Genomic DNA, 13,152 nt, shown 5'->3' with positions numbered 1-13,152 from the left:
CCGGGTCAGGCCCGGGACGCGTTGTCCTGTGGTTCGGGGCGGGGCGGCACGCGGTCGCCCCGGTCGTAGGCCTCCCAGCCTTCGCCGTTGAACACGTCGACGCCCAGCTGGGCCAGCACATGCGGGAAATCGACCATCACCCAGTTGTCGGTGATCTTGCCGTCCTCGACCTTCCAGAAATCCATATAGCGGATCTGGATGCGCTTGCCGGTGGCGGGCACCCCCATGAAGGTGCCGGAATGCGTGGCCTCTTGCCGGCCAAAGGCGGCGGCCCATTCGCCCATGAACAGGCGCGCTTCGTCGACGCAGACCTTGTCGGAAAAGGCCGCCTGAAAGGGGCGTTGCCAGTTGTCCTGGAATTCCTTGAGCCCGGTCTTGGTGCCGCACCCGGTGTTGCCCATCCAGCGAAAGCCATCGGCAAAGAAGGCGCCGATATCGTCGATGCGGTGGTCGTTCAGCCCATCGACCATGCCTTCGATTACGGCACGGGTGTCTTCGGTTTTGGACATGTCCGTATCGCGGCTGAGCGCGGCCTGCTGTGGTCGTGATCCCTTCATCCCTTGACGGCTCCGGCGGTGAGGCCAGAGACGATCTGGCGTTGGAAGAACATGACAAGGATGAACAGCGGCGCGGTGGCCGAAACCACGGCGGCGACGGCGAACATCACGTTGCCTTCGGTATAGGTGGTGCCCAGAAAGGCGGCGATTTCCGGTACCATGGTGCGGTTGCTTTCGCTCAGCAGCATCGAGGTGACGGCAAAGTCGTTGTAGGCCAGCAGAAAGCTGAACAGCCCGGTGGTGATCACGCCCGGCCACATGACCGGCACGATCACGGTGCGAAAGGCCTGGAACTGGGTGCAGCCGTCGACCTTGGCGCTTTCGTCCAGTTCCTTGGGGATGTTCTGGAAAAAGCTGTGCAGCATCCACAGGGTAAAGGGCTGGTTGATCGCCACCAGGACGATGATCGTGGTCGGCAGGATGCCCCAGAGGTTCCATTCGAAGAAGGGCAGCAGGTAGCCCGCGACCAGCGTGATCGGCGGCATGGCGCGAAAGATCAGCGCCGTGATCAGCAGCCAGAAGGTATAGCGGTAGGACGAGCGCGACAGCGCATAGCCCCCCAGCGTTCCGATGGTCAGCGAGGTGCAGACCACGAAGAAACACACGATGAAGGTGTTGATCGCCGGGCGCCAGAAATCCTCCTGCACCCAGGCGCCGTGATACCCGGCGCCGGTCAGCGGGCTGCCGGTGGCCGCCTTGGTGTTCTTGCCGGTCAGGGCATTGGTCCAGTCGGCGATGGAAAAGAAATCAAGCTCAACCTTGAACGATCCCCACAGGGTCCACAGGAACGGAAAGGCGGCCAGGATCAGCCATAGGATGACAAACCCGTAGGTGGCCAGCTTCAGGCCAAGCGGCATGCGTTGTGCTTTCGAGGCCATCAGTGCTTGCTCCGGAAATCGCGCCATGTGCGCACAAGGACGGGCGACAGCAGGATCGCCACGCCGACGATGGTGATGACCGAGGTCGCCGCCGCCGCCGACAGCTGGCGGGTTTCGCCGCCCATGTCGTTGAAGATGATCCACGACAGCGATGTCGCATGCGCCGAGGCGTTGAAGCCGACGATCGGTTCGAAGACGCGGAAATTGTCCATCAGCTGGATCAGCGCGACAAAGGTCACCAGCGGCATCAGGTGCGGGATCACCACAAAGCGGACCTGGTGCCAGCGCGTCGCGCCGTCGATCTGCGCCGCTTCGATCTGGTCGCGGGGCAGGGTCTGAAGCCCGGCGTAAAAGACGACAAAGGCAAAGGGCGCCGAGTGCCATACGCCATAGACGATCAGCATCGCCCAGGTCAGCCCGGTCGAGGCCTTGAGCGACAGCCCGGGGTCACTGGCCAGCCACTGGATGGCCGAGCCCAGAACGCCGCGGCTGTCGATCATCCAGAACAGGATCAGCGACCCCACCAGCGGCGTCACGATCATCGGCAGCAGCGAAAAGAAGATCACCAGCCCCTTGATCCGGGCCTGCAGCGTGTTGACCGCCAGTGCGATCATCAGCCCCAGCACGATCAGCAGCGGGGTGACGGTAAAGGTATAAGTCAGGGTAAAGGCCATCGCCCGGTAAAACGGCAGGTTGCTCAGGCCGGACAGGAAATCGCCGAACCCCTCGGCGGATTGCCAGGCGGCGCGCACTTCGTTCACCGCCAGGTGGCCGCGATCCAGGTAGATATCCAGCCCGACGAACCGCCCCAGCGGCGCGGCATCGCGCAGCGCCTGGGTGGCCTGCTGGTCGATGGCGGTTTCCTGGGTGCAGCCGAAGGGGCCGCAGTTTTCCACCACGCTCAGCACCGCCTCGTGCGGGGCGAACATCGACTGCATCACCACCGACACGATGGGGGCCGCGATGAACAGCAGCATGGCCAGTCCCGTGGGCAGGAAGAACCAGAAGAAGGTGCGGTGTTTCATGGCACTCGCCGATCGGATCAGTCAGGGGCACAGGATGCGGAGGGGCGCGAACCCCTCCGCGCGTGGTTTACTGCAAGAAGCCGTTTTCCTTGGCAGCGGCGGTATAGGCCGCCTCGACATCGGCCAGCGCCTGTTCGGCGCTTTCCTTGCCCTGCATGAAGTCCGACAGTTCGTTGCCCAGGGCCGTGTGCATCAGGCCCATGTAGGGCAGCATCGGATAGGGCACGGTGCCGGAATTGGCGGCGGCAAAGACGCCGACGGCGGCTTCGGTCGGCTCGTAGCCGGGGATCAGCCAGACCGCCTGCTTGGCGACCTCGGCGTCGGACAGGATCTCGGGGCGGATGCCGTTCATCATGGCGACAAAGGTGGCCTCGGCCTCTTCGTCGCTGATGTTCTTGGCCACGGTCCAGCCATCCCACCACAGGGTCGAGGCCGGGACAGAGCCGCCGCCGACGGTCATCGGACCCGCGATGGCAAAGCCGTCGATGACCTCTTGCGGGACGCCTTCGGCCTCGGTCATGGTGGCGGCGCGGCTGCCCCACATGTTCATCAAGGCCACGTTGCCGGCGCGGAACTCGGCGTTGGTGGCGTTGCTGTCATGGGTCAGGAAGTCGGGGTTCATGTATTCCGACAGCGCCTTCATCGTTTCCAGCGCCTTGATGCCGGCTTCGGAATTGACGCTGGGCTGGGCGGTGCCGGCAACAAAGAAGTCGCCGTCATAGCCGATGAACATGTTCACGAATTCCTCGGCCAGGTTCCAACCCGAGGCAAAGGCGCCACCAACCGGGTTTTCCATGATGCCCTTTTCGCGGATCATCTGGGCAGCGGCCAACAGCTCTTCGTAGGTCTTGGGCGGCTCGACGCCAATCTGTTCCAGTACGTCCGAGCGGTAGACCAGGTGCTGCGCGTTGGCCATGAAGGCCACGGCCATCACCTTGCCGTCGATGGTGATCAGCTGGGTCTTGGCCAGGTCCTGGCCGTGCTTGGCCACCAGGTCATCGAGCGGGCGAATGACGTCTTCGTTGATCAGCGCCACGATGGACGAGTTGGCAATGATCGCCGAGGTGTATTCGGCCGGGTTGCCCTGCATGCCGGGCAGGTTGATCTTTTGGTGATCGGCGGTGAGGTTCGTCGTGACCTCGGCGCCGGTGCAGGCCTGCGCGCCCGCGCCCACGGTCTGGATCGCGGGGAATTCATTGCCGACGATGCTGACGCGGGCGCTGATTTCACAGGCCATAGCGGTCGAGGTGGTCAGGATGGCCATTGCGCCGGCCGTGGCGAGACTTTTGAGAAACATGTTATCCTCCCTGTTTCCTGTGTCGGGATGCGCCTTGCAATCGCGCATCCGGGTGTCATGGCCGGCGTTTTTGCCGGTCCGTGTTGGGGCGGGTCATCCGCCCAGTCGCGCCCCGGTTCCGGCGTCGAACAGATGGCAGTGTTCACGCGGAACGCGGATGGAAATCGGATCACCGATTTCGGCACGAAAGCTTTTGTCGGTCTTGGCGCTGACCAGCACACCGCCGATGCGCAGGCTGACCATGGTGGCATCGCCCAGCAGCTCCAGCGTGTAGATCGGCGCGGCGATTTCACCGCCCTCGGGGGTGACCTCGGCATCCTCGGCGCGAAAGCCCAGGGTGATCGGGCCGTCGGGCGCGTCCAGCCCGGTGATCCGGGTCGCCGGCGCGGTAAAGGTGCCGCCCGCCATGGTGCCCTGGATCAGGTTCATCGCCGGGCTGCCGACGAAGCTGGCGACAAAGGTATTGGCGGGGCGGTCGTAGATTTCCGTCGGGCTGCCGACCTGCTGGACGATGCCCTTTTCCATGACGACGACACGGTCGGCCAGGGTCATCGCCTCGATCTGGTCATGGGTGACATAGATCGTGGTGATCGCCAGTTCATGGCTCAGGTTCTTGATCTGCGCCCGGGTCGACACGCGCAGCTTGGCGTCCAGGTTCGACAGCGGTTCATCCATCAAGAAGACGTTGGGCTGGCGCACGATGGCGCGGGCCAGGGCAACGCGCTGGCGCTGGCCGCCGGACAGTTCGGCCGGCTTGCGGTGCAGGAAATCGTCCAGCTCTACCATTGCGCTGGCGCGGCGGACCTTTTCGTCATGTTCGGCCTGCGGCGTGCCGCGCACCCGCAGCGGAAAGCGGATGTTTTCGTAGACGTTCATGTTGGGGTAGAGGGCATAGCTCTGGAACACCATGGCGACATCGCGGTCCTTGGGTTCCAGGTCGTTGACCACCTTGCCGTCGACCAGGATTTCGCCGCCGGTCGGATCCTCGAGCCCGGCGATCATCCGCATGGTCGTGGTCTTGCCGCAGCCCGACGGCCCCAGAAGCACAAGGAACTCGCGGTCCGCGATCGTCAGGTTGAAGTCCTTGACCCCAACGAATGAGCCCCAGCGCTTGGACAGATTGCGCAGCTGAATTTCGGCCAAGGTCCCCTCCTCAGATTCGTATTTTGCATACGCTTGCATAACGCTAGACGCGGCCTGCATCTTTTGGCAAGCTAATTTTGCAAACGTATGCAAGGTGGCGCGACAGAGGGATTCTCGTGACGGATTTTCAGCAGGAAAAACAGGTGGTCAGGGATTTCCACCGGGATCTTGACGGGGCAGGGGGCGCGGCGCTTTGGATGCCGCACCTGACCGAAGGGCACCGCTGGCGCGGCTACCACCCCTTTGGCGAGATTGCCGGCGCGCGGGCGCTGGCGACGCGATTCTGGGGGCCGCTGAAATCCGCGCTGACCCGGATGCAGCGGCGCGAGGATGTGTTTTTTGCCGGGCGCAACCAGATGGACGGTTTTGCCAGCGTCTGGGTGGTGTCGATGGGGCATCTGATGGGCCTGTTCGACGCGCCCTGGCTGGGCATTCGGCCAACCGGCAAGATGACCTTTCTGCGCTATTGCAGCTTTTACCGGGTCGAGGCGGGCAAGATCGCCGAAACCGCGTTGTTCTTTGACATTCCGCACCTGATGGCGCAGGCCGGGCAGGCGCCCTTTGGTCCGCAGACCGCGGCGCATCTGGTGCAGCCGGGACCGCGGACCCATGACGGCCTGCTGCAGGGCGCCCAGCCCGCCGCGCAGGGCGAGGCGACGCTGGCGCTGATCAACAAGATGATTTCCGACCTGGGGCAATGGCAATCGGGCCTGCCGCTTGAGGAAGAGCTGGCCCTGACCTGGCATGACGACATGATCTGGTGGGGCCCCGAAGGCATCGGCGCGACCTATACGATCGCACGCTATGCCCGTCAGCACGCCGGCCCGTTCCGCGCCGGTTTTACCGACCGCACCGGCACCGGCCACGTGGCGCGGCTGGCCGAGGGCGACTATGGCGGCTTTTTCGGCTGGCCCAATTTTACCGCCCGGCCGACGGGCGGCTTCATGGGGATGCCGGCCACGGGCAAGCCGGGGGAATTCCGGGTGATCGACATCTACCGCCGGGATGGGGACAAGCTGGCGGAAAACTGGGTCTTCATCGACCTTTTGCATTTCTGGAAATCCCAAGGTGTGGATATCCTTGGCCGGGCAACCGGGATCGAAGGGGCCGCACAATGAAGATCGCCCGCATCACCAGCCACGTGTTGCAATATGACATGCCCGAGGAACTGGGCTATTCGCAGCAATGCTAGGGTAAATGCGCCGCCCGTCTGGCCGGGATCGAAGCCGACGAGGGCGTGACCGGCTGGGGTGGATGTTTTTGGCGCTGCCCATATCGCAGCGGCGAGCAAAGGCGTCGTCGAGTGGGCCATCAAGACGATGGTCCTGGGGGTGGACCCACTTGACCGCGATGCGATCTGGCACAAGGTCTACGACCTGATGTGCGAGCGACCGGGGCCGTCAGCGTGCGACGCCGCGACCGGCAATCATGCCCATGTCGGCGCACAGGCGCAGCACCATATGATAGTTGCGACGGACCTGAAGCTCGTCCGGCTCAACGCTGTTGGCCCAAGGCAGAACGACGGTGCGGTCGATGGGACCAAGCGGTGTGAGGTCGGACAGATCGCCTAACATGCCGTCGAGTGTTTCGAGCTGGATCATCACCAGAGAACCACGCATCCAGGGAAGTGTCGGGATCGAGAGCAGCCGGTCGAACACGGTCTTCGCTGCGTCGCAGGTGCCCGCGATGACGACCTGCGGTCCGGCCGAAGCGCCGTTCAGGCGCAGCCCAAAGGGCGTATCGGAGCCGGGAAGGACCAGGGTTTCGACAAACGCATTGTCTGACTGCTGCGGGTTTTGCGATTGCGACATTGTTCTGGGCTCTCCTGTGTGCGGGGCGTGGATGGATACGATTGGCCAACAGGGATTAGGAAGAGTTCTTTGGTAAGTAAAATTCGAAATAATCAGGCGTGTGATGAGTTTTTGGAATGGATTGCGCATAGGGACATGCGCATAGCGAAAACGGCGCGCGTTGGGCCGCGCCAGGTCTGAAAAGGGCGCAGCAAGGCCAATGCGCTGCGCGCAACCAGCTTTTGTGTTCGCTAATTTAAGAATGAAATGGTGGGCGACCCTGGAATCGAACCAGGCGTGAGTCGCCTCGAGGGAGTTACAGTCCCCTGCCACACCTTGCGGCCTGTCGCCCACCGGGCACCGGGCGAACCCGGTGTGAGGGGGGATTACCGATCCCCAAAAGCGGCGTCAACAGGAAATTCCCTTGCCCTGACAGGATGACCCGTGCAGACAGGCCCGAAAGGGCAAAAGGCGCGTGATATGGTAAAGAAACCAAAGTGGGTCGTGGCAAAGGAACAGGCGAAAAAGGCCAGCGCGGCGGAAACCGTCTGGTTGTTCGGCCTGCATGCGGTGCGTGATGCCCTGCTCAACCCCCGGCGGGAAAAGCTGCGCCTGATTCTGACGCCCAACGCCGCGGCCAAGCTGGAAGACGCGGTGGCCGAAGCGGGAATCGAGCCGGAAATCCAGGACCCGCGCCGCTTTGATGCGCCTCTCGATCCGCAATCCGTGCATCAGGGGGCCGCGCTGGAGGTCAAGCCGCTGGATTGGGGCAGCCTCGAGGATGTGGCGCTGGGCGAAGGGCCCGCACGGATGATTCTGCTGGACCGGGTCAGTGATCCGCACAATGTGGGCGCGATCCTGCGCTCGGCCGAAGTGCTGGGGGCGCGGGCGGTGGTCGGCATGCGCCATCACGCCGCACCGGAAACCGGGGCACTGGCCAAGACCGCCAGCGGCGCGCTGGAACGCCAGCCCTATGTGCGCGTGCGCAACCTGGCCGACGCGATCGTCGAATTGCAGGCCATGGGCTATATCGTCCTGGGTCTGGACGGCGAGGCCGAGGAAACCATCGAAGAGGCCGTGGACGGGCTGCGCGACCGCGCCATCGCGCTGGTTCTGGGCGCCGAAGGCCCGGGGCTGCGCGCCAAGACAAAGGAAACGGTCGACAAGCTGGTGCGCATCGATGCCGAGGGGGCCTTTGGCTCGCTCAACGTGTCGAACGCGGCGGCGGTGGCGCTGTACGCGGTGCGCGGCTGACGATCGCCGGCGGCATCGCCTTGAAAAACCGGCGCTTTGGGCCCATCTAGGGCGCATGCCCCAGACAAAGATCGCCACCTGCTGTTACTGCGGAACCCGCGCCGCGCTTGTCCTCAAAGGCCGCGACCGGCATGAACTGGCCTGTTCAAGCTGCGGCGCCCCCTTGCACAACATGAAGATGCTGCGGACCGAGGCAGTGGACGCGCAGGCGCACCGCGCCCCGCAACCGGGCCGCAAAGGCAAGACGCGGCATATCGGGGCAACGGCCACTGGCCCGCGCGACCAAAGGCAGGCGCCCGCCGCAAAGCGAAAGAAGAAACCGCGCAAGAGCCTGGCGCGCAGCTTTTTCGAAGAAGCCTTTGACCTGATCGAGGATATTTTCGACTGACCGCCTGCCAGCGGCTTTTGCGCCGAAAAATCCACTCACCGTCGATCCGTGATCGCGCGGCACGGCCGATCCGGCCGGGCGCATCGGCTCTGGTCTTTGTGGCCCCTCTGGCGTATCTGACAAGGCAACGGATACGGAGGCCCCATGGTCGATTACGAGACCCCCGGCGCGGTGGAACGGAACCTGCGCGACGCGATTTCCCCGGTAGAGGAAATCATCGAGGATGCCCGCAACGGACGCATGTTCATCCTGGTCGATCACGAAGACCGCGAAAACGAAGGTGATCTGGTGATCCCGGCGCAATGGGCCACGCCCGATGCGATCAACTTCATGGCGCTGTATGGGCGCGGGTTGATCTGCCTTGCGATGACCAGCCAGCGCATCGACGCCCTGGGCCTGCAACTGATGTCGACGAACAATTCGTCACGTCACGAGACCGCGTTTACCACCTCGATCGAGGCCCGCGAAGGCGTGAGCACCGGCATCTCGGCCGCTGATCGCGCCCTGACGATTTCCGTCGCGGTCGATTCCTCGAAAGGGGCGCAGGACATCGCGACCCCGGGCCATGTCTTTCCGCTGCGCGCGCGCGATGGCGGCGTGCTGGTGCGTGCGGGCCATACCGAGGCGGCCGTGGACGTCTCGCGCCTGGCCGGGCTGAACCCCGCCGGCGTGATCTGCGAGATCATGAACGATGACGGGTCGATGGCGCGTCTGCCGGAACTGATCGCCTTTGCCCAAAAGCACGGGCTGAAGATCGGCACGATCAGCGACCTGATTTCCTACCGGCGCCGACACGACAACCTGGTCCGCGTCTGCAAGGAAGAGGAAATCACCAGCGAATTCGGCGGCTCCTGGACCATGCGGGTCTATACCGACACCACCCACGGCGACGAACATATCGTGCTGACCAAGGGCGATATCACCACGCCTGAACCGGTTCTGGTGCGGATGCATGCGATGGACCCGATGCTGGACATCATCGGCACCGGGCCCAAGGGGCGCGCCGATGAATTCGCCCATGCCATGCAGGCCGTCGCCGCCGAAGGGCGCGGCGTTGTCGTGCTGCTGCGCGACACCTCGAACAAGATCGACGCCTCGGACGACGTATCGCCCAAGACGCTGCGGCAATACGGGCTGGGGGCGCAGATCCTGTCGTCTCTGGGCTTGTCCAAGCTGGAGCTTCTGACCAATTCCCCGACCCCCAAGGTCGTGGGGCTGGATGCCTATGGCCTTGAAATCGTTGGAACTCGTAAAATCTCGGAGCTGGGTTGATGGCATCGAACGAAACGCATTACACGCTGGCGCGGCCCACGTTCGACAAGCCGGTCAAGATCCTGATCGTCGTCGCGCCCTACTACAAGGACATTGCCGACCAGCTGGTCGCCGGCGCGATTGCCGAGATCGAAGCGGCGGGCGGTTTCCACGAAACCGTCGAGGTGCCGGGCGCGCTGGAGGTGCCGACGGCGATTGGAATCGCTGAACGGATGAGCAACTTTGACGGCTATGTTGCGCTGGGTTGTGTGATCCGGGGCGAGACGACGCATTACGACACGGTCTGCAATGATTCGTCGCGTGGTTTGACGCTGCTGGGCCTGCAGGGGCTGTGCATCGGCAACGGCATCTTGACCGTTGAAAACATTGAACAAGCCGCGGCGCGCGCCGAGGCGAAAGGCCAAAACAAAGGCGGCGGGGCGGCGGCGGCGGCCTTGCATCTGATCGCGCTTGCCCGTAGGTGGGGCGCTTCGCGCAAGGGGGTCGGATTCGTCCCTGCGCGCGACGAATTCCAGATCGCAGGCGACGCCAAGGGACCCAACCGCGCATGACCGCACTTTCCGGCAATCAAAAACGCAAGATGAAAAGCGCCAGCAGGCTCTATGCCGTGCAGGCGTTGTTCCAGATGGAGCAGTCCAGCCAGCCGCTGGACAAGGTCCGTCAAGAGTTCCTGGAGTTCCGTTTCGGCGAAGAGCAGATCGAGGGAGAAGAGCTGATCGACGGCGATATCCCCTTGTTTTCCAAGCTGTTGGAGCAAGCGGTCAGCTATCAGGCCAAGATCGACCAGATGACCGACCGCGCGCTGGTGGCGAAATGGCCGATCGCCCGGATCGACCCGACCCTGCGCGCGCTGTTCCGCGCGGCGGGGGCCGAACTGGTCGCGATGGAGACGCCGCCCAAGGTGGTGATCGTGGAATATCTGGACGTTGCGGCGGCGTTTTTTCCGGACGGGAAAGAGGCGAAATTCGTCAACGCGGTGCTGGACCACATGGCCCGCGAGGCCAAGCCCGAAGCCTTTTGATTTAAGGCCCCGCACGGTGGGGTTAATGCGCCGCGCAAACCCCGTTGCGCCAGAAGTTTGGTACAAAACCAGCCGGGTTTGGTAGGGATTGCACCGGTCCGCCCGGGGCGGTTTGGCGCCCGGGATCAAGGCTTTGGTACGGTTTTCCCCAAGTTTGGTACAGATTGCAAACCCGCAGCGGGGTTTTCGTACGACACGTGGATGACCTTGCGGCAGATTTCGTTAATGGCGGCCCGGAGCGGGGCCGGAACAGGGCCGGGCTGAAGCCCGGCCTACGGCGTCAGTCGGTGTCGGCCTGATCCCTGCGCATCGCGTCGAGACTGCGGCGGATTTCTTCGGTTTTTGGATGGCCCTCGGGCAACCTGGCCTCGCAGATCCGCAATGCCCTTTCCGCCAGTGGGATGGCCTGATCGAAACGGGACGTTTCGGCATAAAACACTGCGAAGTTGTTCAGGCGGTTTGCATAGGTCGGATGATCCTCGCCGAGGGCGGCCTTGTCGATCTCGATGGCGCGGCGGTACAGTGGTTCGGCCTCGTCAGTGCGACCCAGGGCTTGAAGCAGACCCGCGAGGTTGTTCAGGCGGGTCGCATAGTCTGGATGATCCTCGCCCAAAGTGGCCTTGTCGATCTCGATGGCGCGGCGATACAGGAGTTCGGCCTCGTCGAAGCGGCCCAGCGAAGCGGATAGGTTCGCGAGGTTGTTCAGGCCGCTCGCATAGGTCGGATTATCCTCGCCCAAGGTGGCTTTGGTGATCTCGATGGCGCGGCGGTACAGCGGTTCGGCTTCGTCGAAGCGGCCCATGGTGCTGAGAAGTTCCGCGAGGTTGTTCAAACGTATGGCATAACTTGGGTGATCCTCGCCGTGGGTTGCTTTGCCGATCTCGATGGCTTGGCGATATAGTGCTGCCGCCTCTTCGTAGAGGGCCAGTTTTCCAAGAATTGCTGCCAAGTTCGCCAAACCATTTACGTATGCTGGCGAACTATTGTCCAAATAGTTGGCACTCTTTTCTAGCGCAACTCTGTAGATGCCCGCAGCTTGCTCAAGATTCCCTTCCTTTTCCGCGAGGCCCGCTAGTGTATTTAGGGCGAAAATCGATTCTGGGCTGTTACGCTCCTCAAAAGACTGCAGCAATGACAGTACCAATTCGATCTCGCGCCTTGCTGCCTTCAAATCGCCAACATCGATCAATTCCTGCGCCCCAGCAGCAATGGCCATTGCCCTTTGACGGAGTTCGCTATCCATTCTCTTTCCCACCGTTCTGAGGCTCTTTTAACAAGGTGGAACGGAAATCCGTTTGACGGCCGCCCCCAAGGTACAAAATTTGAAGTCTAAGAAAGTCGACTTCTATTGCGTATGCCCGAATCACACCTTCATGTTTTGCTTCCAAGTCTTGGCGCAGTTGTTCTTTGTCCCTTTCATGTTGTTCGATTAAAGCTCTCACTAACTCGGTATGTTGTTCGGCTGGGACACCCTGAATATGGATATCGCCCCCCGCCTGCTGGACGTTCGAGGACCCGTCGGCGGTGTTGCCAGTCTTGTTGAAAGGCATCAGCCGGATTGCTCCACATCTTCGCTGTTTTCGGCGTGGTTGTAGGTCTGGCCCTTGCCGCCGGATTGGCGGACCCGTTTGCTGCCGGTGGCGATGTTGGTGGTGTCGGATTTGCGGCTGCGCAGGGCCTTCCATCCGAAATAGGCGCTGAGGATGGCAACGGGCAGGCCAAGGATCGTGACCCAGAGTGCGGTGTCTTCCAACATGCTGTTTCATCCTTTGCCTGTCTGACGCCAGTTAACAGCAGCTTTGCGCCTGCGGCAAGGTGAGGGGTTGAAAGTGGGCGTGGGGGATATATCCTGTTCATGGAATGCAAGGAGTCGCATCATGCCCAAGCTTATCCGTCTTTATATCCTTCAGGTGATCGCGGGGTTCGGCCTGTCGGCGGTCTTTGTGGGGCTGCTGCTGAAATTCAACGTCGCCAACCTGTGGCATCTGGTGACCCATAGCGATGGCGGCTTGGTGGCCGTGATCATGCTTTGGGTGTTCAACGGGATCGTGTTCGCCGGCGTTCAGTTCGGGATTTCCATCATGCGGATGGCCGAGGATGACAGCACCGGCGGCGGCAAGCGTCAGCCGTTGATCACCGGCGAAAAGGCCAGGGTGACAGTTGCGGCCGAGGCGCCGAAAGACGTGCTGGGGGTTCGCAGCCAGCTGTGATCGCAGAGTGAAACGGTCTTGCGGGGCGCTCCGTTTGGGGCGCCTTTTTTGTTGCGGTGGGGCTGGTGCTGCGTTTGCCGCTTGGAGGCGTTCGGATTTGCCGGGGAGTGGCCGTCACGGTCGCTTTGCGACCATGACCTTGCCACCGTCATAGTTTGCCTTTGAAAACATGGGATGGACCGCAAATCTTTGGGGAGTGGCTGTCACGGTCGCGTTGCGACCATGACCTTGCCACCGTCATAGTTTGCCTTCGCAAACTATGACGGGAACCGCCGCAGACGTGTGGATAGTGCATTCCCGAGGACCTGTATATACAG

Annotated in this window: 16 protein-coding genes and 1 tRNA gene; 7 read left to right on the top strand and 10 right to left on the bottom strand. The window is 62.5% G+C overall.

Going from position 1 to position 13,152, the window contains the following annotated elements; translation table 11 throughout:
* Positions 1-5: 5 nt before the first annotated feature.
* The 5 genes from QF118_RS16185 to QF118_RS16165 form a co-directional block, all read right to left on the bottom strand.
* Positions 6-557: an ester cyclase gene (locus QF118_RS16185; protein ID WP_282300079.1), complete on the bottom strand. Its 552-nt coding sequence runs from the start codon at positions 555-557 to the stop codon at positions 6-8.
* Complete coding sequence (locus QF118_RS16180; RefSeq protein WP_282300078.1) at positions 554-1,435, bottom strand: carbohydrate ABC transporter permease; 882 nt, start codon at positions 1,433-1,435, stop codon at positions 554-556. The genes QF118_RS16185 and QF118_RS16180 overlap by 4 nt, the downstream gene beginning before the upstream one ends.
* A complete protein-coding gene (locus QF118_RS16175) occupies positions 1,435-2,460 on the bottom strand; it encodes a carbohydrate ABC transporter permease (RefSeq protein ID WP_282300077.1) in 1,026 nt (341 codons plus the stop codon). The genes QF118_RS16180 and QF118_RS16175 overlap by 1 nt, the downstream gene beginning before the upstream one ends.
* Positions 2,461-2,527: 67 nt before the next feature.
* Positions 2,528-3,757 carry an extracellular solute-binding protein gene (locus tag QF118_RS16170; RefSeq protein ID WP_282300076.1) on the bottom strand — a complete coding sequence of 410 codons (1,230 nt, stop codon included), beginning with the start codon at positions 3,755-3,757 and terminating at the stop codon, positions 2,528-2,530.
* A gap of 93 nt (positions 3,758-3,850) precedes the next feature.
* Positions 3,851-4,900, bottom strand: coding sequence for an ABC transporter ATP-binding protein (locus tag QF118_RS16165; protein ID WP_282300075.1), 1,050 nt, complete (start codon positions 4,898-4,900; stop codon positions 3,851-3,853).
* Positions 4,901-5,016: 116 nt separating this feature from the next.
* Between QF118_RS16165 and QF118_RS16160 the strand changes: the two genes are divergently transcribed.
* Positions 5,017-6,018 carry a nuclear transport factor 2 family protein gene (locus QF118_RS16160; protein ID WP_282300074.1) on the top strand — a complete coding sequence of 334 codons (1,002 nt, stop codon included), beginning with the start codon at positions 5,017-5,019 and terminating at the stop codon, positions 6,016-6,018.
* A 282-nt stretch (positions 6,019-6,300) separates the two neighbouring features.
* Here QF118_RS16160 and QF118_RS16155 read toward each other — a convergent pair whose 3' ends face one another.
* Both QF118_RS16155 and QF118_RS16150 read right to left on the bottom strand, forming a co-directional pair.
* The gene (locus QF118_RS16155) at positions 6,301-6,711 is read right to left on the bottom strand and encodes a hypothetical protein (protein ID WP_282300073.1); all 411 of its coding nucleotides are present in this window, start codon (positions 6,709-6,711) and stop codon (positions 6,301-6,303) included.
* A gap of 247 nt (positions 6,712-6,958) precedes the next feature.
* Positions 6,959-7,042: transfer RNA gene (locus tag QF118_RS16150), tRNA-Tyr, on the bottom strand.
* A gap of 128 nt (positions 7,043-7,170) precedes the next feature.
* On the opposite strand from QF118_RS16150, the gene rlmB reads away from it, so the two are divergent.
* The 5 genes from rlmB (at position 7,171) to nusB (ending at position 10,625) form a co-directional block, all read left to right on the top strand.
* Positions 7,171-7,944 (top strand): 23S rRNA (guanosine(2251)-2'-O)-methyltransferase RlmB, encoded by a 774-nt coding sequence (gene rlmB, locus QF118_RS16145; RefSeq protein ID WP_282300072.1) that lies wholly within the window; start codon positions 7,171-7,173, stop codon positions 7,942-7,944.
* A gap of 55 nt (positions 7,945-7,999) precedes the next feature.
* Positions 8,000-8,332, top strand: coding sequence for a hypothetical protein (locus QF118_RS16140; RefSeq protein WP_282300071.1), 333 nt, complete (start codon positions 8,000-8,002; stop codon positions 8,330-8,332).
* 144 nt (positions 8,333-8,476) lie between these two features.
* A complete protein-coding gene (gene ribB, locus QF118_RS16135; RefSeq protein ID WP_282300070.1) occupies positions 8,477-9,604 on the top strand; it encodes a 3,4-dihydroxy-2-butanone-4-phosphate synthase in 1,128 nt (375 codons plus the stop codon).
* On the top strand, positions 9,604-10,155 hold the full coding sequence (locus tag QF118_RS16130) for a 6,7-dimethyl-8-ribityllumazine synthase (RefSeq protein WP_282300069.1): 552 nt from the start codon (positions 9,604-9,606) through the stop codon (positions 10,153-10,155). The genes ribB and QF118_RS16130 overlap by 1 nt, the downstream gene beginning before the upstream one ends.
* Positions 10,152-10,625 carry a transcription antitermination factor NusB gene (gene nusB, locus QF118_RS16125; RefSeq protein WP_282300068.1) on the top strand — a complete coding sequence of 158 codons (474 nt, stop codon included), beginning with the start codon at positions 10,152-10,154 and terminating at the stop codon, positions 10,623-10,625. Before QF118_RS16130 ends, nusB begins: the two co-directional genes overlap by 4 nt.
* 280 nt (positions 10,626-10,905) lie before the next feature.
* Here the strand turns inward: nusB and QF118_RS16120 are convergent, their stop codons facing one another.
* The 3 genes from QF118_RS16120 to QF118_RS16110 are packed head-to-tail and all read right to left on the bottom strand — an operon-like array spanning position 10,906 to position 12,381.
* Positions 10,906-11,868: a tetratricopeptide repeat protein gene (locus QF118_RS16120; RefSeq protein WP_282300067.1), complete on the bottom strand. Its 963-nt coding sequence runs from the start codon at positions 11,866-11,868 to the stop codon at positions 10,906-10,908.
* The gene (locus tag QF118_RS16115) at positions 11,861-12,175 is read right to left on the bottom strand and encodes a hypothetical protein (RefSeq protein WP_282300066.1); all 315 of its coding nucleotides are present in this window, start codon (positions 12,173-12,175) and stop codon (positions 11,861-11,863) included. The genes QF118_RS16120 and QF118_RS16115 overlap by 8 nt, the downstream gene beginning before the upstream one ends.
* Complete coding sequence (locus QF118_RS16110) at positions 12,175-12,381, bottom strand: hypothetical protein (protein ID WP_282300065.1); 207 nt, start codon at positions 12,379-12,381, stop codon at positions 12,175-12,177. Before QF118_RS16110 ends, QF118_RS16115 begins: the two co-directional genes overlap by 1 nt.
* A gap of 121 nt (positions 12,382-12,502) precedes the next feature.
* Between QF118_RS16110 and QF118_RS16105 the strand changes: the two genes are divergently transcribed.
* The gene (locus QF118_RS16105) at positions 12,503-12,835 is read left to right on the top strand and encodes a hypothetical protein (protein ID WP_282300064.1); all 333 of its coding nucleotides are present in this window, start codon (positions 12,503-12,505) and stop codon (positions 12,833-12,835) included.
* Positions 12,836-13,152: the final 317 nt, after the last annotated feature.

It is taken from the genome of Tropicibacter oceani (assembly GCF_029958925.1).
GTDB classification, from domain to species: domain Bacteria; phylum Pseudomonadota; class Alphaproteobacteria; order Rhodobacterales; family Rhodobacteraceae; genus Pacificoceanicola; species Pacificoceanicola oceani.
Note: the sequence above shows the minus strand (reverse complement) of the source record. Positions and strands in the feature narration are given on the sequence as shown.

Bases quoted from the DNA above. Each gene is read 5' to 3' on its own strand.
- QF118_RS16185 (WP_282300079.1), bottom strand. From the start codon at position 557: ATGAAGGGATCACGACCACAGCAGGCCGCGCTCAGCCGCGATACGGAC.
- QF118_RS16180 (WP_282300078.1), bottom strand. From the start codon at position 1,435: ATGGCCTCGAAAGCACAACGCATGCCGCTTGGCCTGAAGCTGGCCACC.
- QF118_RS16175 (WP_282300077.1), bottom strand. From the start codon at position 2,460: ATGAAACACCGCACCTTCTTCTGGTTCTTCCTGCCCACGGGACTGGCC.
- QF118_RS16170 (WP_282300076.1), bottom strand. From the start codon at position 3,757: ATGTTTCTCAAAAGTCTCGCCACGGCCGGCGCAATGGCCATCCTGACC.
- QF118_RS16155 (WP_282300073.1), bottom strand. From the start codon at position 6,711: ATGTCGCAATCGCAAAACCCGCAGCAGTCAGACAATGCGTTTGTCGAA.
- rlmB (WP_282300072.1), top strand. From the start codon at position 7,171: ATGGTAAAGAAACCAAAGTGGGTCGTGGCAAAGGAACAGGCGAAAAAG.
- QF118_RS16140 (WP_282300071.1), top strand. From the start codon at position 8,000: ATGCCCCAGACAAAGATCGCCACCTGCTGTTACTGCGGAACCCGCGCC.
- ribB (WP_282300070.1), top strand. From the start codon at position 8,477: ATGGTCGATTACGAGACCCCCGGCGCGGTGGAACGGAACCTGCGCGAC.
- QF118_RS16130 (WP_282300069.1), top strand. From the start codon at position 9,604: ATGGCATCGAACGAAACGCATTACACGCTGGCGCGGCCCACGTTCGAC.
- nusB (WP_282300068.1), top strand. From the start codon at position 10,152: ATGACCGCACTTTCCGGCAATCAAAAACGCAAGATGAAAAGCGCCAGC.
- QF118_RS16120 (WP_282300067.1), bottom strand. From the start codon at position 11,868: ATGGATAGCGAACTCCGTCAAAGGGCAATGGCCATTGCTGCTGGGGCG.
- QF118_RS16115 (WP_282300066.1), bottom strand. From the start codon at position 12,175: ATGCCTTTCAACAAGACTGGCAACACCGCCGACGGGTCCTCGAACGTC.
- QF118_RS16110 (WP_282300065.1), bottom strand. From the start codon at position 12,381: ATGTTGGAAGACACCGCACTCTGGGTCACGATCCTTGGCCTGCCCGTT.
- QF118_RS16105 (WP_282300064.1), top strand. From the start codon at position 12,503: ATGCCCAAGCTTATCCGTCTTTATATCCTTCAGGTGATCGCGGGGTTC.